Source organism: Sphingomonas sp. (assembly GCF_019635455.1).
Lineage (GTDB): Bacteria > Pseudomonadota > Alphaproteobacteria > Sphingomonadales > Sphingomonadaceae > Sphingomonas.
This window is the reverse complement of sequence record NZ_JAHBZJ010000002.1, coordinates 145,744-164,656: the sequence shown is the minus strand read 5'-3', so window position 1 is coordinate 164,656 and position 18,913 is coordinate 145,744. Positions and strand designations below refer to the sequence as shown.

Genomic DNA, 18,913 nt, shown 5'->3' with positions numbered 1-18,913 from the left:
GGATGTTCAGCCATGTCATGCTGGGTGCCGACGATATCGCGGCGTCCAAGGCGTTCTACGACGCGACGCTCGGCACATTCGGCGCGCGGGCCGGCAGCGTCGATCCCAAAGGCCGTGTCTTTTACGCGCATGACGGCAGCATCTTCATGCTGAGCAGGCCGATCGATGGCCGGCCGGCCTGCCACGCCAATGGCGGCACGATCGGCTTTGCCGCGGACAGCACCGAACAGGTCGATGCCTGGCATGCCGCCGGCCTTGCCCATGGCGGCATCGCGATCGAGGATCCGCCCGGCATCCGCGAAAATGCGTTCGGCGCGCTCTATCTCGCCTATCTCCGCGATCCGGCGGGGAACAAGGTGTGCGCGATGTATCGCATGCCCGGATGAGCACCGGCGGCTGGATCCTCACCCTTGCCTGTTTCGACCGGGTGGGGATCGTCGCCGCCGTCAGCGGCTTTCTCGCCCGGCATGACGGCTTCATCCTCGACAGCCAGCAATATGCCGATCTGGAGACGGGCCGCTTCTTCATGCGCGTCGTCTTCACCTCGGGCGGGGTGGGATTTCCGGCCGACCGTGAGGCGCTGGTCGCCGCCTTTGCGCCGGTGGCGCACGAATTCGGATTCGACTGGGGCCTGTCCGCGCGCGATGAAAGGCCGCGCATCGTCATCGCCGTGTCGCGCGGGTCCCACTGCCTGCACGACCTGCTCCACCGTCAGCAGTCGGGAACGCTGGCGGCGCAGATCGTCGCCGTCGTCTCCAACCATGATCGCCTGCGCGCGGTCACCCAATGGCACGACATTCCCTATCACCATCTGCCGGTCGGCCCGGACGGCAACGAAGCGCAGGAACGCGCGATCGAGGCGGTGATGGCGGATGCGGGCGCACCCTATCTGGTGCTCGCCCGCTACATGCAGATCCTGACGCCGGATTTCGCGCGCCGGCTTGCCGGCCGATGCGTCAACATCCATCACAGCTTCCTGCCCGGGTTCAAGGGCGCACGCCCCTATCACCGCGCCCACGAACGCGGGGTGAAGCTGATCGGCGCGACCGCGCATTTCGTGACCGACGATCTGGATGAAGGGCCGATCATCGAACAGGCGGTCGAACGCGTCGATCATCGCGATTGCATCGATGACCTCATCCGCATCGGTCGCGATATCGAGGCGCAGGTGCTGGCGCGCGCGGTGGATGCGCTGGGCGAGCGGCGGGTATTCCTCAACGGCAACCGGACGGTGGTGTTCAGATGACGAGCGAAACGCTTTCGACCAACCGCGCGCATGGCGGCACGCAGGGCGTCTATCGCCATGAATCGAGCGCAACCGGGACGCCGATGACATTTTCGGTGTTCGTCCCCGAGCATGAGGACGGCGCGCGGCTGCCGGTGCTCTGGTATCTGTCAGGCCTCACCTGCACCCACGCCAACGTTACCGAAAAGGGCGAATATCGCCGGGCCTGCGCCGAACATGGCGTGATCTTCGTCGCCCCCGATACCTCGCCGCGCGGGGACGCGGTGCCGGACGACGAGGCCTATGATTTCGGCAAGGGCGCGGGCTTCTACGTCGATGCGACGCGCGATCCCTGGGCCGCGACCTATCGCATGCGATCCTATGTCGAGGACGAGCTGCCGGCGCTGATCCTGCGCGAGTTTCCGATGGCGGACATGGCGCGCCAGGGCATCACCGGCCATTCGATGGGCGGGCATGGCGCGCTGACCGTCGCGCTGCGCAATCCGGACCGGTTCCGTTCGGTCAGCGCCTTTGCACCGATCGTCTCGCCGCTCGCCTGTCCCTGGGGGGAAAAGGCGCTGTCCGGCTATCTGGGTGATGATCGCGCCGACTGGCGGCCCTATGATGCCTGCGCGTTGATCGAAGACGGCGCGCGCATCGCCGAAATCCTGGTCGATCAGGGCGATGCCGACGCGTTTCTGGTCGAACAGCTCAAGCCCGAACTGCTTGCCTCCGCCTGCGAAAAGGCGGGGATCGACCTGCATCTGCGGATGCAGCCCGGGTACGACCACAGCTACTATTTCATCTCGACCTTTCTGGCCGAACATGTCGCCTGGCATGCGCGGCGGCTTGCCTGACCGGTTCGCCGCGGCGTAGCGTGCGCACCTCACCGAAACAGGGGGTGCGCATGCGAGGTTCGATCACGGCTTTGGCGTTGGCGGCGACATTCGCGGCCCCCGCTGCGGCGAAGGACGCCAGTTCCCAGGCGCAGGCCCAGGCGCTCGACCTGCTGAAACGGGGACTCGCCTTCCGGACGGTCGCGGGTCCGGGCAACCAGACGCCCGAATATGCCACGATGCTGCGCGACGCGCTGATCGCTGGCGGCTTCGCGCCCTCGGACGTGACGATCACGCGGCTCGACGATACCGCCTATCTCGTCGCCCGCTATCCGGGGACCGAGGGGACGAAGCTCAAGCCGATCGGGATCGTCGGGCATATGGACGTGGTCGAGGCCAGGCGCGCGGACTGGGAGCGCGATCCGTTCACCCCGGTGATCGAAAACGGCTATATCTACGGGCGCGGCGCGACCGACATGAAGTACGACCTCTCCACGATGGTCGCGAGCCTGATCGAACTGAAGCGCGAGGGATTCCGGCCGAAACGCGACATCCTGCTCTTCGCCTCGGGGGACGAGGAAACCTCGATGAAGACGACCGCGGCGCTCGCGGCGAAATATCACGACCTCGACCTGCTGCTCAACATCGATGCCGGGGGCGGGCATTATAGCGAGGCGGGAAAGCCGGACACGTTCGGACTGCAAGCCGCCGAAAAGACCTATGCCGATATCGACGTCACCGTGACCGATCCGGGCGGACATTCCAGCGCGCCGCGCCCGGTCAATGCGATCGTCACCCTGTCGCGCGCACTCGAACGGATCGGCGCCTATCGCTTCCCGGCGGAAATCAACGAAATCACCCGCATCTCGCTCGCGGCCGCCGCACAGGGCGAGGAGCCGGAAGTCGCCGACGCGATCCGCGCCTTCCTTGTCGATCAGACGGACGCGAAGGCACTCGCGGTGCTGCGCGCCCGTCCGGCGCTGGTGGGGCAGATCGGCACCACGTGCGTGCCGACGATGGTAACGGCGGGACACGCCCCGAACGCGCTTCCCCAGCGGGCGAGCGCCAACGTCAATTGCCGTATCTTCCCGGGTACCACCATCGAAAGCGTGGTCGCCACGCTGACGAAAGTGGCCGCCGAGCCGAGCGTGACCGTCACCTACAAGCCGAGCGGCACGATCGTCAGCCCCGCCTCTCCCCTGCGTCCGGATGTGATGAAGGCGGTGAGTGCGGCCGTTCTCGCCCGCTTCCCGGCGGTGAAGGTGGTGCCGGGCATGTCGGCGGGCGCGACCGATTCGATGCATTTCCGGGCGCGCGGGGTGCCGAGTTACGGGATCAGTCCGATCTTCATGAAGGATTCCGATTCCTTTTCGCACGGCCTGAACGAACGGACCCCGCTCAGCGAGCTTGGCCCCTCGGTCACCTATTACAAGCGGGTGCTGGCCGATCTCGCCCGGTGAGCGATGCGGTCGATGCGCTGATCGTCGGCGGGGGGCATAACGGTCTGGTCTGTGCCTTTTACCTCGCGCGTGCGGGGATGAAGGTCCGCATCCTCGAACGGCGGGGCGTGGTCGGGGGCGCCGCGGTGACGGAGGAATTCCATCCCGGTTTCCGCAATTCGACCGCCAGCTACACGGTCAGCCTGCTCCAGCCAAAGGTGGTCGCCGATATGCGGTTGCCCGCGCGCGGCTATCGCGTCGTGGAACGGCCGATCAGCAATTTCCTGCCGCATGAGGACGGGTATCTGGAGCTGGGGGGCGGGGCCGATCGCACCCGTGCGGAATTCGCCCGCTTTTCGGCACATGATGCCGCCGCGCTGCCGGCTTATGAAGCGGCGCTGGAGCGTGTCGCCGATCTGTTGCGCGATCTGGCGCTGCGCACCCCGCCCAATGCCGGGGGCGGCATGCCCGCGCTGCTCGCCGCGCTGACCCAGGGGCGCCGTGCCGCCGCGCTGCCGATCGACGCGCAGCGCGACGCGCTTGCCCTCTTCGTGCGTTCCGCGCGCGAATTTCTCGATGGCTGGTTCGAGAATGAATATGTGAAGGCGGCCTTTGCCTTTGACAGCGTCGTCGGCCATTTCGCCGGCCCCTCGATGCCCGGTTCGGCCTATGTCCTGCTCCACCACGTCTTTGGTGAAGTGAACGGGCGCAAGGGCGCGTGGGGCCATCCGATCGGCGGCATGGGGGCGATCACCGCGATGATGGCCGATGCGGCGCGCGATGCCGGCGCGCGAATCGACCTCGACGCGCCGGTCGCGCGGGTGCTGGTCGATGGGGCGAGGGTCGCCGGCGTGCGGCTGGAAAGCGGGGAAGAGATCGCGGCGCCGATCGTGGCGGCCAATGTCGGGCCGGCGCTGCTCTATCGTCGGCTGATGGACCCGTCGGACCTCGATGCCGATTTCCGGCGCCGCATCGCCGGATTCCGGACGGGATCGGGCAGTTTCCGCATGAACGTGGCGCTTGCCGAACTGCCCGATTTCAGCGTGCGGCCCGGAACGGACAACCCCCATCACCGCAGCGGCATCGTGATCGCTCCGACGATGGACTATATGGATGCCGCCCATGCCGATGCGGTGCGTGACGGATGGTCGCGCGCGCCGGTGGTGGAACTGGCGATCCCCTCGCTCGTCGATGACAGCCTCGCGCCGCCGGGCCGCCATGTCGCGAGCCTGTTCTGCCAGCATTTCGCGCCGCAACTGCCCGATGGCCGCAGCTGGGACGCGGTGCGTGAAGCAGCGGCCGATGCGATCATCGATACCGTCACCCGCCACGCCCCCAATTTCCGCGCCGCGATCATCGCGCGACAGATTCATTCGCCGCTCGACCTGGAGCGCAAGTTCGGCCTCATCGATGGCGACATCTTTCACGGGCGGATGTCGCTCGACCAGCTTTGGGCCGCGCGGCCGGTGCTCGGCCATGGCCATTATCGCGGGCCTGTCCGTGGCCTCTATATGTGCGGCGCGGGCGCGCATCCGGGAGGCGGGGTGACCGGGGCGCCGGGCCACAATGCGGCGCGAGAGATCCTGCGCGATCGCGGCGTCATCGGGCGGATGTTGCGCGCCTAACCCCAGTCGCCCTTGCGCGGGACAGTAGCGCTGGAGCGTTCAGGATCGACGATGTGGACGCCGTCGGCGCGCCGGTTTTCGTCACGTTCGAAAAAGACCGCCGGCTCTCTCGCTTCGTCCGGCATCAGCTGCCCGACCGCGCCGGCGAACGGGCCGCTCGGCAGGCGGATCGTATCGGCTTCGCGGGCGAAGGTGCCGCTGGTCGATGCGGTGCGATAGATGCCGTCGGGGGCCAGCGTCCGCGGATGGACGACACACATCGTCCGGCCTGTCCCCGGCCACCACGCCGCCGGTCGGCTCATGCCATTGGAGGCCCGGCGCATCCCGTGCGTCAGTCAACGGGTGATCGATCAGCGGGAAACAGGGATTGATCGCGGTCGATCGAGAACGGACAATGATCCGTCCGAATCGGGTCGGGGGGCAGGTTGCAGCCGGACGTCATCATCGCATCGATCGACGTCGTCGCGCGGGAGGCGACGATTTTCGCGGCGATCGGGTTCCTCGCCGGCGGCCTGGATGACCTGATCGTCGATCTCGTCTATTTCTGGACGCGGTTGCGGGCGCGTTTCGCGCGTGGGTCGTTGCCGGCGCCGACCCCTGTCACCGGGCGGCTGGCGGTGTTCATTCCCGCATGGGACGAGGCGACGGTGATCGGATCGATGCTCCGCGCGACGCTCGCCCGCTATGCCGATCGCGACTATCGCCTGTATGTCGGAGCCTATCCCAACGATCCGGCGACGATTGGCGCGATCACGCAGGTCGCCGTGGAGGATGGGCGCGTCCGGCTGGTGATCGCCGCGATGCCCGGTCCGACCACCAAGGCGGATTGCCTGAACGCGCTCTGGCGCGCGCTGTTGCGTGACGAGGCGCGGGAGGGGAGGGCGCGCGCCGTCGTGCTCCACGATGCGGAGGATCTGGTCCATCCCGACGAGCTGACGGCGATTCGGCGCGCGCTGGCGACGCATGACGGGGTGCAGCTGCCCGTGCTGCCGCTGATCGATCCCGGCTCGCCGCTGATCGCCGGCCATTATGCGGATGAATTTGCGGAGGCCCATGGCAAGTCGCTGGTCGTGCGACAGGCGGTGGGCGCGGCGCTGCCCTTTGCCGGAGTCGGCTGCGCGGTCGATCGAGAAATGCTCGGACGGATCGCGGCCGCGCGCGGCGGCATGCCCTTTGACGAGACGAGCCTGACCGAGGATTACGAGCTGGGGCTGACCGTCGCGGCGATGGGCGGGCGTTCGACCTTCCTGCGCGCGCGCGATGCGGCGGGCGGGCCGATCGCGGTGCGCGCCTATTTTCCCGCGACGCTGGGGGCCGCGGTACGACAAAAGGCGCGGTGGCTGACCGGCATCGCGCTCGCCGGCTGGGACCGGACCGGCTGGGCGAAGGGAGGATCGATCGGCGAGCACTGGATGCGCATGCGCGATCGCCGGGCGACGCTTGCGATTCCCGTGCTGGCGATCGCCTATTTTGCGCTGCTCGGTTGGGCGCTGTCGCTTGGTGGACATCTGGCCGCCGGTCTTCCGGTGCCGGCGCCCGACCCGGCAATGCGCTGGGTGCTGCTTGGCAATCTGTGCCTGCTCGCGTGGCGGCTGGTCGCCCGCGCGTGGTTTACCGGTCGGCATTATGGCGGGTTGCAGGCGTGCCTGTCGCTGCCGCGCGTCCTTGCCGCCAATCTGATCGCGCTGCTGGCGGCGCGGCGCGCTCTGGCGATCTATTGGCCGACGCTGCGCGGACGGGCGCCGATCTGGGACAAGACCGCGCATCGCTTCCCGGCGATCGGCAAGGATCGCGCATGACGGGCGGGCGGGGACGACCGATCCGCTTCTTCGCGCTCGTCATGCTGGGTTGGGCTGGCGTGCGCACGGTGATGCTGTGGCCCGCAGGGGCAACGCTGCCGGAAGCGATCGAGGAAGCCTTTCCGATCCGGGCCGCCACTGCGGCCGCGATCGATAGTGAACGCCCGGCGCCGATCCGGCGTCCGGGCGTGGCGCGCGGCTCGCCGCTGCCGGCGGTATCCATGGCCCCGGCAGCGGCGGCGACCTCCCCCGCGCCGCCACGCCCTGTCGCGGATGCGCGGATCGGGCTGGCGACGCTGGGGTTCGTTACCTTTGGCAGGGAGGAGCTGCTGCCGGTCCTGCCGCACGCTGCGCCATATCAGCCGGCCGCGCCGACGGCCCTGCCGGATCGTGCGCAGCCTTCGCGCTGGTCGGCGAGCGGGTGGTTCGTGACCCGCCGGGGCGCGATGGCCGGCGGGCCGATGCTCGGCGGCGACCAGGTCGGCGGTCGGATCGCCTTCAGCCCTGCCGATGGCCGCTTCGCCCTGTTCGCGCGGGTGACCGCGCCGCTGGTCGGCCGGGGCCGTGAGGCGGCGGTTGGGGTCGAGTGGCACCCGGTACGCGCGCCGGCGCGCATCGTCGTCGAATATCGCGCCGGCCTCGACGGCACGCCTGGCGGTCCGGCGGCCGGCATCGTCGCGGGGGTCGATGCGATCGACCTGCCGTTCGAATTCGAGCTGTCCGCCTATGGCCAGGCGGGCGCGGTCTGGCGCCGCCGCGTCGAACCCTATGCCGATGGCGCGATACGGGTCACCCGTGACGTTGCGCGCGCCGGTTCGGCCCGGATCGCGCTCGGCGTGGGCGCCTGGGGGGCGGCCCAGCGCGAGTCGGCACGGCTCGACGCGGGGCCGACGGCGGTCGTGACCGTTCCGCTGGGCGGCCATGCGATGCGCGTGACGATCGACTGGCGCGAACGGATCGCCGGCGAGGCGCGCCCCGGGTCCGGCCCGGCCCTGTCGCTGGGCGCGGATTTCTGACCATCCGGCTTTCGCGCGCCGCTGTCCGGGTCTAGGCAGGGCGCCGCATGGACATCTACCTCCCCATCGCGAACCTGTCGGTCAACGCGCTCGTCATCGTGATGCTGGGCCTGGGTGTCGGGCTGTTGTCGGGCATGTTCGGCGTCGGTGGCGGGTTTCTGACGACGCCGTTGCTGATCGTCTATGGCATCCCCCCCACCGTCGCGGCCGCATCCGCCGCCAGCCAGGTGACCGGTGCCAGCGTGTCGGGGGTGTTCGCGCAGTTTCGGCGCAACGGGGTCGATACGCATATGGGGGCGGTGCTGATCGCGGGCGGCATATTGGGATCGGGCGTGGGCGCGATCCTGTTCCGTCTGCTTCAGGCAAGCGGCCAGATCGATACGGTCATCGCGGTTCTCTATGTTCTGCTGCTCGGCTCGATCGGGTGGCTCATGCTGTCCGAATCGCTGGGGGCGATCCGCGCCGCGCGCGGGGGAGAGGCCGCGCGCCCGCGCCGGCGCCGGCATCATCCGATGGTGGCCGCGCTGCCGTTCCGCTGGCGCTTCTATCGGTCGGGCCTCTACATCTCGCCCCTCGCGCCGCTGATGCTCGGCTTCGTCAGCGGCGTGATGACGATGCTGCTCGGCATCGGCGGCGGCTTCGTGCTGATCCCGGCGATGATCTATCTGCTCGGCATGCCGACCAGCGTCGTGGTCGGCACCTCGCTGTTCCAGATCCTGTTCGTCAGCGCCGCCGCGACGATGACCCATGCCCTGACCACCAAGGCGGTCGATATCGTGCTGGCGGTGCTGTTGTTGCTCGGGTCGGTCGTGGGCGCGCAGGTCGGCACGCGCTTCGCATCGCGGGCGCGGCCCGAATATCTGCGGCTGGCGCTCGCCATCATGGTGCTGCTGGTCGCGCTGCGCATGCTGCTCGGCCTCGCCTGGCGCCCCGATGAAATCTACACGGTCCAGCTCGGATGAAGCGCGGGCGCAGGTTCCAGCTCGGCCTGGCGCTCGCCGCGCCGCTGTTGCTCGGCCAGGCGAAGCCGACGCTCGTGCCGGACGTCTCCCAGCGCGAGATCGAGATCGCCTATTCCTTCACCGGCGCCGACCTGTTGCTGTTCGGCGCGATCCTGCACGGACCCGAAGCCGCGACCCGGCCGGGCGGCCGGCCACCGGAAATCGTCGTGGTGGTCAAGGGACCGACCGAATCGGTCCTCGTCCGCGAAAAGCAGAAGGTCGCGGGCATCTGGGTCAACGCAGACCGGACCCGCTATCGCTCGGCGCCGTCCTTCTATGCGATCGCCTCGTCCCGCCCCATCGGCGAGATCGTGGATGCGCGCACCCGCGCGATCTACGAACTCGGACTCGACAGCCTTCAACTGTCCCCGGCATCGGGGGCCGTGCCGGCGGTACAGGCGCGCTTCGATGCCGGACTGGTCGATCTCAAGCGGCGCAGCGGTCTGTATTACGAGGCCCCCCATGCGGTCGAGATCACCGACAATGTGCTCTACCGCGCGCGCGTGAACATTCCGGCGCGCGTTCCGGTCGGCCAGTTCACGGCGGAAACCTTCCTGATTCGCGATGGACGCGTGCTTGCCGCAGCGGTGCGCGACATCGACATCCGAAAATCCGGCTTTGAACGCTGGATCGCACGGGCGGCCGAGCGCCAGTCGCTGCTCTACGGAATCGTCGCGGTGCTGTTGTCCTTTCTGTTCGGATGGGCGGCCGGTGCGATCTGGAGACGCTTTTGAGGCCGGGCGAACGTAATCTTTACTTTGTTCGCTCCATAACGGTGCGGATTGGCAGTGGGGTTGCGTGATTGATGACCGAGGATCAGGGCGGCCAGCGATTCGACCGAATTCGGCCTGCGTCTGAGGCGGCGCCCGCCCCGTCGCATTCCCGCCAGATGCAGGGCATCGGCGCGGTCGCCGGCATCAACGGCGCCTCGTGTGAAATCGCGCTGGACCCGGCGGCAATCGATGCGCTGGCCGATAGCGCCGATCCCGCGATCGCCAGCGCCGGCACGGTCGGCAGCCAGGTGAAGGTCCGGTCCGGTGCGGCATGGCTGATCGCCAATATCCGGTCGATGCAGCTCGACGCGCGCAGCGGCCATGTCGTCGCACAGGTCGATTTTCTGGGTGAGGGCGACGAGGAAAAACTGACCGGTAAGCTGTACAGCTTTCGCCGGGGCGTCACCCGCTACCCGCCTGCCGGCACGGCGGTCTTTCCGGTATCGACCGCCGATCTCAAGCAGATGTACGCCGCCGACGACCGCGCGCATGTAGAGGTCGGCACCGTCTATCCGACCCGCGACATCCGCGCCGCGCTGTATGTGGACGCGATGCTCGGCAAGCATTTCGCCCTGCTCGGATCGACCGGCACCGGCAAATCGACCAGTGCGGCGCTGATCCTGCACCGCATCTGCGAGCTCGCGCCGCAGGGGCATGTCGTGATGATCGACCCGCACGGCGAATATGCGGCGGCGTTCAAGACCAACGGCGCGCTGTTCGACGTGTCGAACCTTGCCATGCCCTATTGGCTGATGAACTTCGAGGAGCATTGCGAGGTCTTCGTCACCACCTCGGGTGCGGACCGCCAGGTCGATGCCGACATCCTTGCCAAATGTGTGCTTCAGGCGAAGCAGAAGAACCGCCTGGCGGCCGAATTCGGCAAGCTGACGGTCGATGCGCCGATCCCCTATCTCCTCTCCGACCTGTCCCAGATCCTCCAGAACGAGATGGGCAAGATGGACAAGGCGACCGATACCGCCCCCTATCTGCGCCTCAAGAGCAAGATCGAGGAGATCAAGGGCGATCCGCGCTACGCTTTCATGTTTTCGGGCATGCTGGTCTCGGACACGATGGCGAGCTTCATCTCGCGCATCTTCCGCATGCCGGGCAACGGCAAGCCGATCTCGATCATCGACGTTTCCGGCGTGCCGAGCGAAATCACCTCGGTCGTGGTCGCGGTGCTGAGCCGCATGGTGTTCGATTATGCCATCTGGTCGCGCGGCGAGGCGCAGCGGCCGGTGCTGCTGGTGTGCGAAGAGGCGCATCGCTACGTCCCCAACGAACGCCATGCCGACGGATCGTCAGTCGCGAAGATTCTGAGCCGAATCGCCAAGGAAGGCCGCAAATATGGCGTTTCGCTGGGTCTGGTGACGCAGCGACCCTCCGACCTGGCCGAAGGCGTGCTGTCGCAATGCGGCACGATCATCGCCATGCGGCTCAACAACGATCGCGACCAGGCGTTCGTCCGCGCCGCGATGCCGGAGGGCGCGCGCGGCTTTCTCGATTCGATCCCCGCACTGCGCAATCGCGAGTGCGTCATCGTCGGTGAAGGCGTGGCGACGCCGGTGCGCGTGTCGCTCGATACGCTGGAGGAAAGCAAGCGGCCGGCGTCCGACGATCCCGTATTCTCAAAGCTGTGGTGTCGCAGCGGGGGCGAGGAGACGATCCTGGAGAACACGATCCGACGCTGGCGCGCGCAGGGCCGCTGATCGCAAGCGCCCGGGCTACGCGCTCAGGCGGCGCCATTTCCATTTGACGACGGGCCATTCCATCTGACGACGGAACGTGCCGCGACATATGGCGGCATCGATTCGGCGCGATTGTTCGCCCGTCCCGGACCTCCGCCGGCCCGATGCGTGCTCCGGCACGGATCCGCGCGGGCTATTTCTCGGGCTTGGTGTCCTCGGCGGGCTTGGCGCGGGTGCCGCCCACCGGGACGGACAGCAGCCGTGCCAGCTTCGCCTTGAATTCGCGCAGATCGCTGCCGCCCAGTTGCTGGACGACCGAGAAGGAGATCGAGCGCGGATTGATCGCGACGCCGTTGCGATAGAGTTCGTAATGGAGGTGCGGCCCGGTCGACAGGCCGGTCGAGCCGACATAGCCGATCACCTGTCCCCGGCTGACGCGCTGGCCCGCGCGCACCGCGATACGGCTCATATGGCCATAGCCGGTCCCCATGCCGCCATTGTGGTTGAGGCGGACGAAATTGCCATAACCGCCGCTGCGACCGGCAAAGGCGACGGTGCCGTCATTGGCCGCACGGATCGGCGACCCATAGGCGGCGGCGATGTCCATGCCCTTGTGCATGCGTGCAAAGCCGAGCACCGGGTGTCGCCGCAGCCCGAAGCCGGAGCTGATCCGGCCGGACGCGGGCATCGCCATCTGCCCCTTGCGCTCGCCGGTGCCGGACCCGTCATACCAGCTGACCTTGCCGCCCTCTTCCCAGCGGACGAGTTGCAGCTTGCTGTTGCCGTTGTTCAGGCCCGCATAAAGGAGGTTGCCCAGCTGCACCTCGCCGGTCGCGGCCTTGGCCTGTTCGACGATGATGTCGAACTGGCCGTCCGCGGCGACCCGGCCGATCGGCATGCGCGTGGCGATCGATCGGATATAGGCTTCGACGGCCCTGGCAGGGGCGCCTGCGGCGCGCGCCGACCGGTACAGGCTGTCCCCCACGCGGCCACGAATCCGCAGCGGGGTGTGATCGACCGCGATCGGAATTTCGTTGAGCGCCAGCCCGGCGGCGGTGCGCACCAGTTCGAGGCTGAGGTCGAACCGGGCGCGGAAGGCCAGCTTTTCGAGCGGTCGCGGCTGGGACTTGTCCGTCCGGCGGCCCAGCGTCAGGTCGAGCTGCGTACCCGATTTGAGGTCGCCCAGGTTCACCGCGCCGGCGACCAGTGCCGCGACGCGCGCGGCTTCGGTCTGGCCGACGCCGGACCGTGCCAGCGCACTGGCCAGCGCGCTGCCCGATCCCAGCGTCACGCTGTGCTGAATGATCGGCCGCTCCGGCGTATCGGTCAGCGGGACCACCAGCCCCGTCGCGGCGAGGTGGCTGCCGCTCGCCGCCCCCTTTGCCAGCGGGGCGATCGCCTGGGCGCGGGCGAGATCGGCATCGCTGCCGGTCATCGGGTTCGGCACGCTGCCATAGATGGGGCGTTCGAAACCGGGCGACAGCAGCATGACGAGCGCACACATGCCCGCACAGGTCGCCGCGCCGCGAAACCATTCGCGGCTGCCGATCCGGGAGCCAAGGTCAGGGGCCAGTTCGAAATCGGGATAGCGGGTACGGAATCGCTCGATCGGGCCGGCCTTGCGGATGGCGACGGTCGTGCCGAACGATCGCGCGTTCGTGCCGCCTGCCTGTTCAAAGCCATGGTCGTTGCGCAGGAACAAGGTGCGCCGCCCCCAAATCAAAGCCACAATCGAATGTTGCCGAACCCCCCGGCACCGGGTGCGATGGTTGTGGACGCGAGTTCCTAAAGTCAAATTAAGCAGGGGATTTAGCGCATGTGCTTGCGATGAGTCGTGCGCACCCGGGGACGAGGCGTGGGGTTAACCATCCCCCTGCGGGACGGCGGTGATCGGGGCCGCCACGGCACGGCATCGACCGGGAGCGAGTCGAACTGGCGGAACCGATGCGGTGGCGCCATGTTCCTCATGCCATGCGCGCCTTTGCCGACCTGCTCGACCGGTTGATCTACACGCGATCGCGCAACGCGAAGCTGCGGCTGATCGGCGACTATCTGCGCGCGACACCGGATCCCGATCGCGGCTGGGCGCTGGCGGCATTGACCGGCGCGGTGGATCTGCCGGCGGTCAAGCCGGCGACGATCCGCGCACTGGTGGATGCGCGCGTCGATCCGGTGCTGTTCCGCCTCAGCCGTGATTTTGTCGGCGATACTGCGGAAACGGTGGCGCTCATCTGGCCGGAGCCGGCAATGGCGCCGATGGCGACCGATCCGCTCAACCTTGCGGCGGTCATCGATCGGCTGTCGCAGCTGTCGCGCGCCGACGCCCCGGGCGTGCTCGGCGCGATGCTCGACCGGCTGGAGGCCGATGAGCGCTACGCGCTGCTCAAGCTGGCGACCGGGGCGTTGCGTGTCGGCGTGTCGGCGCGCCTTGCCAAGACCGCCTTTGCCGATGCGTTCGATCTCGACGTCGATGCGGTGGAGGAGGTGTGGCACGGCCTGGCACCCCCCTATGCGCCGCTGTTCGACTGGGCGGTCGGGCGGGCGCCGCAGCCGGCGGTCACCGACATCCCGGTCTTCCGCCCCTTCATGCTGGCCCACCCGCTGGAGGAGACGCAGGTCGATCTCGCCGATTATGCCGTCGAATGGAAGTGGGACGGCATTCGCGTCCAGATCGTCCATGTCGCCGGCGAGACGCGGCTCTACAGCCGTGCAGGCGACGACATCACCGCCAGTTTCCCCGAGGTGGCGGCCGGGTTCGCGATGCCCGGCGTGCTCGACGGCGAGCTGCTGGTAAAGGGTGAAGGGCAGGGTGATCGCATCGCCACCGGCGGCGCGGCCAGCTTCAACGCGTTGCAACAGCGGCTGGGACGAAAGCAGGTGCCGGCGCGCATGCTCGCCGACTATCCGGCCTTTGTGCGCCTGTACGACATTCTGTTCGATGGCGAGACGGACCTGCGCGCGCGGGACTGGACCCACCGGCGCGCCCGGCTGGAGCGGTTCGCCGCCGTGCTCGATCCGGCGCGGTTCGATGTGTCGGCGCTGATCGATGCGCCCGATTTCGCGGCGCTGGAGGATCTGCGCGCCGCCGCCCGCGATGCCGCGATCGAGGGGGTGATGCTAAAACGGCGTGATTCCCCCTATGTCGCGGGCCGACGGGTCGGGCTGTGGTACAAATGGAAACGCGACCCGCTGATCGCCGATTGCGTGCTGATGTATGCGCAGCGCGGATCGGGAAAGCGATCGTCCTTCTATTCCGATTATACGTTCGGCGCATGGACGGCGGACGGCGAATTGCTGCCGGTGGGCAAGGCCTATTTCGGCTTCACCGATGATGAGTTGAAATGGCTCGACCGGTTCGTTCGCAACCACAGCATCGCGCGGTTCGGCCCGGTACGGGAGATCGAAAAGTCGCTGGTGCTGGAGGTCGCGTTCGATTCGATCCACGCGTCGAAGCGGCACAAATCCGGACTCGCCATGCGCTTTCCACGGATCAGCCGCATCCGCACCGACAAGCCGGCGGGTGAAGCCGACACGATCGCCGCGCTCGAGCGACTGGCTACCTGATCGGTGGGATCAATCCTCGGGCAGGGCGATCTCGAACAGCTGGGGCCACAGCTTGCCGGTGACGTAGAGCTTGCCCCGTTTCGCGTCATAGGCGATGCCGTTCAGCACCGCTTCGGGGTCGGTCACATCGACGCCGGCCGCCACGCCGCGCAGATCCAGAAATCCCTTGATAACGCCGGTCGCCGGATCGATCCGGGCGATCAGATTGGTGTGCCAGATATTGGCCAGCACCTCGCCGCGGACATATTCCAGTTCGTTCAGCTGGCGGACCGGGCGCCCCTGCCATGTCACCTCGACGCGGCGGCGTTCGGCAAAGGTGGCGGGGTCTAGAAAGCGCAGCGCCGCGCTGCCGTCGCTCTGGATCAGGTTGGCGCCATCCTGCGTCAGGCCCCAGCCTTCGCCCCGATAGGTGAATTGGCCCGTTTGCCGCAGCGTCCTGATATCCCACCGGAACGCCTTGCCGTGCTTCCATGTCAGGCTGACGATCGAACGGCCCCAATCGGTGCTGCCCTCGCCGAAATATTTCGCCGCGAGCCGCACCGCGCGCTTCACCTTTCCGGTCGCCAGGTCGAGTTCGCGGATCGCCGATTCGCCCTCTTGACCGGTGCTTTCGAACAGGCGGCCGTCATGGAAGAACAGCCCCTGGGTAAATGCCGACCGGTCGTGCGGATAGGTTGCGAGCACGCGCGCCACCTGCAACGGCGAACGCGTCGCGGCGGCCGGGGCGTCCTGAATGACGCTGGCGGAGACGACAGGGGCTGCCGAGGCCGTCATGGCCAGGGCAGCCCCCGCGATCATTCCCCGCCCGGCAGCGATCAGCCGGGGCATGGGAGTGTCCTTACTGGGACGGCTGGAGGTTGACCGCGGCATATTTGCCGCGACGGTCGACCTCGAGCTCGAACTCGAGCCGATCGCCCTCGTTGAGCGTCGGCATGCCGGCACGCTCGACGGCGCTGATATGCACGAACGCATCGGGCTGGCCGTCATCGCGCTGGATAAAGCCGAAGCCCTTCATCGCGTTGAAGAACTTGACCGTTCCGGTCGCCTTCTCCCCGGTCAGCTGGCGCTGCGGGCCGCCCATGCCGCCACCGCGCGGTGCGGCTTCGCGGTCGCGCGGCGGACCGCGATCGGTGACCGGAAGCGGTTCGCCCTCGATCTTGAGCTCGGTGGCCGAGATGCGGCCGCCGCGATCGACAAGGGTGAAGCCGAGCGGCTGCCCTTCGGCAAGGCCGGTCAGGCCGGCCTGTTCGACCGCGCTGATATGAACGAACACGTCCTCGCCGCCATCGTCACGAACGATGAAGCCAAAGCCCTTTTGCCCGTTGAAGAATTTGACGACGCCCGTGCCTTCGCCGACCACTTGGGGGGGCATGCCGCGACCACCGCCGCCGCCGCCGCCAAAGCCGCCGCCACCACCGCCGCGATAGCCACCGCCACCGCCGCCGCCGAAGCCGCCGCCACCACCGCCGCCGAAGCGATCGCCACCGCCAAAGCCGCCGCGTCCGCCACCGCCGCCGAAGCCGCCGCCACGATCCTCAAATCCGCCACCGCCGCCGTAGAAGCTCTCGTCGCCGAAGCTTTCGCGCTTGTCCCTGCCACGTCCGCCGCGATCCCCGCGGCGCCCTCGATCAAAACTCATTGCCCTGTTCGTCTTCCCGGTTCGCCCAATCTCGATTCCGAACGCCGTGCGCCGGACGAAGGACGCAGGAATTCCGGCGCTCGCGATACGCCTATGGAATCGGTCATAGCCCAGATCGGCATGATGCGCGAACGATTTCGTCGTGAATCGGCCAGCATTCGACACGCCCTTGCGCGTGAACGGTTCGCGCGGCACTGAATCGCGCATGGATATTGCCGCATTGCTCGCCGATCCCGCCGCCTGGGCGGCGCTCGTGACCCTCGTCGTGATGGAGGTCGTGCTCGGGATCGACAATCTCATCTTCATCTCGATCCTGACCAACAAGCTGCCGGAGCATCAGCAACAGCGGGCGCGGCGGATCGGCATCGGGCTGGCACTGGTGATGCGAATCCTGTTGCTGTCGATGATCTGGGTCATCGTGTCGCTGACGACGCCGGTATTCGATCTCGGCATCCAGGGCGCGACCGGCGCGCACGGCGAGCCGACGTTCGAAACCGCATTCTCGTGGCGCGACCTGATCCTGATCGCCGGCGGCCTGTTCCTGTTGTGGAAGGCGACGAAGGAAATCCACCACACCATCGATCCGGTCCCGACCGTCGATGCGGTGCTGGACAAGAAACAGGTGGCGACGCTCAATTTCGGGTCAGCGATCGTCCAGATCATCCTGCTCGACATGGTGTTTTCGGTCGATTCGATCCTGACGGCGGTCGGCATGACCGACGAGATCGCGATCATGGTCACCGCCGTCGTCATCACCGTCGGCGTGATGCTGATCGCGGCGGATCCGCTCGCCAATTTCATCAAGCGCAATCCGACGGTGGTGATGCTCGCGCTCGGCTTCCTGCTGATGATCGGCGCGGTGCTGATCGCCGACGGGTTCGGCGTGCATGTGCCAAAGGGGTATATCTATGCCGCCATGGCCTTTTCCGCGCTGGTCGAAAGCCTCAACATGGTCGCGCGCCGATCCGAATCGCGGCGCGCGAGCGCGGATGCGCCGCCCGATTCGCCGCCCGGCCATTGAGCGATCGGCGATAAGCGGCTAGGCGCACGCGATGACCGTCCATCTGCATGAAGAAGACCTGCCCGCCGGCCTGTTCGCGCCCGGTGCCGACATCGCCGTCGATACCGAGACGATGGGCCTGATCACCCCGCGCGACCGGCTGTGCGTGGTGCAGGTGTCGGACGGGGGCGCGGACGAACATCTCGTGCGCTTTTCACCTGGCAGCGATTATGCGGCGCCCAATCTGCGCGCGCTGCTGGCCGATCCGGCGCGGGTGAAGCTCTATCACTTCGCGCGGTTCGACCTGGCCGCGATCCGCCACTATCTCGGCACCGTCGCCGCGCCGGTCTATTGCACCAAGACGGCGTCGCGGCTGGTGCGCACCTACACCGACCGGCATGGGCTGAAGGATCTGGTGCGCGAACTGCTCGGCCAGGAAATCTCGAAACAGCAGCAATCGTCGGACTGGGGCGGGCCGGTGTTGAGCGATGCGCAAAAGGATTATGCCGCATCCGACGTGCGCTTTCTCCATGCGATGCGCGACGAACTCGACCGGCGCCTCGCGCGTGAGGGGCGCACGGCGCTCGCGCAGGCGTGTTTCGATTTCCTGCCGCATCGCGCCGAACTCGATCTGGCCGGCTGGCCGGAAACGGACATATTCGCGCATGTCTGAAATCGCCCGCCAGGAACGCTCGCGCCGCAAGCGCTGGGCGCGTCCCGGCAGCAGCCACGATTCGATCGTCCGGACCCTGTTGATGGTCCTGCCGGCCGGGATCGGCGTGCTGGGCGCGTTTCTGGTCATGGCGCCGCTGTTCATGGGCGGCGACGTGTCGTTCGTGCTCGACAAGAACAAGGTCGAGGTCGCGAAGGAGCGGCTGCGCATCCAGTCCGCCCGCTATCGCGGCGCGGATGCCAAGGGGCAGCCCTTCGTTCTTGAGGCCGGGTCGGCGGTGCAGAAGAGTTCGGCCGAACCGATCGTCCGACTGAACGACCTGGTCGCCGGCATCCAGCTGGCCGACGGACCGGCACAGGTCCGCGCCGAGCGCGGCCGTTACGACATGGACAGCGAACAGGTGACGGTCGATGGGCCGATCGCGGTGCGCACCTCCGACGGTTACCGCCTCGACACCAGCGATTCGACGATCGACCTCAAGTCTCGCAAGCTCACCGGCACCGGCGATGTCCAGGGCCGGACGCCGCTCGGCACGTTCAGCGGCGACCGGATGACGGCCGATCTCGACAACCGCACGGTGCGCATTCAGGGCAATGCCCGCTTGCGGATCGATCCCAAGCGCGCAAATAGGTGAT

The 18,913-nt window shown here is 67.6% G+C and carries 18 protein-coding genes; 14 read left to right on the top strand and 4 right to left on the bottom strand.

Features of this window, described 5'->3' with window-relative positions:
• Positions 1-2 precede the first annotated feature (2 nt).
• The 5 genes from KF783_RS03365 to KF783_RS03345 are packed head-to-tail and all read left to right on the top strand — an operon-like array spanning position 3 to position 5,125.
• Positions 3-386 carry a VOC family protein gene (locus KF783_RS03365; RefSeq protein ID WP_294076568.1) on the top strand — a complete coding sequence of 128 codons (384 nt, stop codon included), beginning with the start codon at positions 3-5 and terminating at the stop codon, positions 384-386.
• Complete coding sequence (gene purU / locus KF783_RS03360) at positions 383-1,246, top strand: formyltetrahydrofolate deformylase (RefSeq protein WP_294076955.1); 864 nt, start codon at positions 383-385, stop codon at positions 1,244-1,246. The genes KF783_RS03365 and purU overlap by 4 nt, the downstream gene beginning before the upstream one ends.
• Positions 1,243-2,082: an S-formylglutathione hydrolase gene (fghA, locus tag KF783_RS03355; RefSeq protein ID WP_294076567.1), complete on the top strand. Its 840-nt coding sequence runs from the start codon at positions 1,243-1,245 to the stop codon at positions 2,080-2,082. The genes purU and fghA overlap by 4 nt, the downstream gene beginning before the upstream one ends.
• Positions 2,083-2,132: 50 nt before the next feature.
• A complete protein-coding gene (locus KF783_RS03350; protein ID WP_294076565.1) occupies positions 2,133-3,521 on the top strand; it encodes a M20/M25/M40 family metallo-hydrolase in 1,389 nt (462 codons plus the stop codon).
• Positions 3,518-5,125: an NAD(P)/FAD-dependent oxidoreductase gene (locus KF783_RS03345; RefSeq protein ID WP_294076564.1), complete on the top strand. Its 1,608-nt coding sequence runs from the start codon at positions 3,518-3,520 to the stop codon at positions 5,123-5,125. Before KF783_RS03350 ends, KF783_RS03345 begins: the two co-directional genes overlap by 4 nt.
• Here KF783_RS03345 and KF783_RS03340 read toward each other — a convergent pair.
• Positions 5,122-5,427 (bottom strand): hypothetical protein, encoded by a 306-nt coding sequence (locus KF783_RS03340; RefSeq protein WP_294076562.1) that lies wholly within the window; start codon positions 5,425-5,427, stop codon positions 5,122-5,124. The two genes, KF783_RS03345 and KF783_RS03340, sit on opposite strands and share 4 nt — an antisense overlap.
• 123 nt (positions 5,428-5,550) lie before the next feature.
• Here KF783_RS03340 and KF783_RS03335 point away from each other — a divergent pair, with 123 nt between their 5' ends.
• The 5 genes from KF783_RS03335 (at position 5,551) to KF783_RS03315 (ending at position 11,423) form a co-directional block, all read left to right on the top strand.
• Positions 5,551-6,924 (top strand): glycosyl transferase family protein, encoded by a 1,374-nt coding sequence (locus KF783_RS03335; RefSeq protein ID WP_294076560.1) that lies wholly within the window; start codon positions 5,551-5,553, stop codon positions 6,922-6,924.
• Positions 6,921-7,940 (top strand): hypothetical protein, encoded by a 1,020-nt coding sequence (locus KF783_RS03330; protein WP_294076558.1) that lies wholly within the window; start codon positions 6,921-6,923, stop codon positions 7,938-7,940. The genes KF783_RS03335 and KF783_RS03330 overlap by 4 nt, the downstream gene beginning before the upstream one ends.
• 47 nt (positions 7,941-7,987) lie before the next feature.
• Entirely contained in the window at positions 7,988-8,902 is a 915-nt protein-coding gene (locus KF783_RS03325; protein ID WP_294076557.1) for a sulfite exporter TauE/SafE family protein, read from the top strand.
• Positions 8,899-9,675, top strand: coding sequence for a TIGR02186 family protein (locus tag KF783_RS03320; protein ID WP_294076556.1), 777 nt, complete (start codon positions 8,899-8,901; stop codon positions 9,673-9,675). The genes KF783_RS03325 and KF783_RS03320 overlap by 4 nt, the downstream gene beginning before the upstream one ends.
• Positions 9,676-9,830: 155 nt before the next feature.
• Positions 9,831-11,423 (top strand): DUF87 domain-containing protein, encoded by a 1,593-nt coding sequence (locus KF783_RS03315; protein ID WP_294076552.1) that lies wholly within the window; start codon positions 9,831-9,833, stop codon positions 11,421-11,423.
• A 172-nt stretch (positions 11,424-11,595) separates the two neighbouring features.
• Here the strand turns inward: KF783_RS03315 and KF783_RS03310 are convergent, their stop codons facing one another.
• Positions 11,596-13,131, bottom strand: coding sequence for a M23 family metallopeptidase (locus tag KF783_RS03310; protein ID WP_294076551.1), 1,536 nt, complete (start codon positions 13,129-13,131; stop codon positions 11,596-11,598).
• Positions 13,132-13,373: 242 nt separating this feature from the next.
• Here KF783_RS03310 and KF783_RS03305 point away from each other — a divergent pair, with 242 nt between their 5' ends.
• Positions 13,374-14,966, top strand: coding sequence for a cisplatin damage response ATP-dependent DNA ligase (locus tag KF783_RS03305; RefSeq protein ID WP_294076550.1), 1,593 nt, complete (start codon positions 13,374-13,376; stop codon positions 14,964-14,966).
• A gap of 9 nt (positions 14,967-14,975) precedes the next feature.
• Here KF783_RS03305 and KF783_RS03300 read toward each other — a convergent pair whose 3' ends face one another.
• Both KF783_RS03300 and KF783_RS03295 read right to left on the bottom strand, forming a co-directional pair.
• Positions 14,976-15,794: a glutaminyl-peptide cyclotransferase gene (locus KF783_RS03300; RefSeq protein WP_294076548.1), complete on the bottom strand. Its 819-nt coding sequence runs from the start codon at positions 15,792-15,794 to the stop codon at positions 14,976-14,978.
• A 10-nt stretch (positions 15,795-15,804) separates the two neighbouring features.
• A complete protein-coding gene (locus tag KF783_RS03295) occupies positions 15,805-16,605 on the bottom strand; it encodes a cold-shock protein (protein WP_294076547.1) in 801 nt (266 codons plus the stop codon).
• Positions 16,606-16,810: 205 nt separating this feature from the next.
• On the opposite strand from KF783_RS03295, the gene KF783_RS03290 reads away from it, so the two are divergent.
• The 3 genes from KF783_RS03290 to lptC are packed head-to-tail and all read left to right on the top strand — an operon-like array spanning position 16,811 to position 18,912.
• Entirely contained in the window at positions 16,811-17,626 is an 816-nt protein-coding gene (locus KF783_RS03290) for a TerC family protein (RefSeq protein ID WP_294076546.1), read from the top strand.
• Positions 17,627-17,657: 31 nt separating this feature from the next.
• Positions 17,658-18,278, top strand: a complete 621-nt coding sequence (locus KF783_RS03285) for a ribonuclease D (protein ID WP_294076544.1) — start codon at positions 17,658-17,660, stop codon at positions 18,276-18,278.
• Positions 18,271-18,912 carry an LPS export ABC transporter periplasmic protein LptC gene (gene lptC, locus KF783_RS03280; RefSeq protein ID WP_294076543.1) on the top strand — a complete coding sequence of 214 codons (642 nt, stop codon included), beginning with the start codon at positions 18,271-18,273 and terminating at the stop codon, positions 18,910-18,912. Before KF783_RS03285 ends, lptC begins: the two co-directional genes overlap by 8 nt.
• The last annotated feature ends 1 nt before the right edge of the window (position 18,913 follow it).